This window comes from Paenibacillus agaridevorans (assembly GCF_003112455.1).
GTDB classification, from domain to species: domain Bacteria; phylum Bacillota; class Bacilli; order Paenibacillales; family Paenibacillaceae; genus Pristimantibacillus; species Pristimantibacillus agaridevorans.
Map to the genome: position 1 here is coordinate 1 of NZ_BDQX01000305.1, position 254 is coordinate 254.

General features: G+C 53.9%; 1 pseudogene. It reads right to left on the reverse strand.

Annotation, left to right across the window (positions count from 1 at the left end):
- A pseudogene (locus tag PAT3040_RS37395) lies at positions 1 to 254 on the reverse strand (hypothetical protein); the annotation flags it as partial.

A 254-nucleotide genomic window follows, 5' to 3' on the forward strand; every position in this document is an offset into this window, starting at 1 on the left:
CACTTGTTCCGTCTTAACCCACTGGCTAAATTTATACGTCTTTCCCCGCTGCGCGGCAGTAATCGGTACGTTTTGGAAGACGGAAACCCGGCTTGAAGCCGATGCGCTTATTTTCAGCGATCGCGCGCCTTCTTTCACATTGCTTCCGGCGTTATCCAACGCGACTGTCGGCGTCTGCGATCCGGGGAAAATATAGCTGACCCATGATTTGGCCCAGCCGTTGTCGTTCACCTGCTCATAACTGCCGTTCGCCA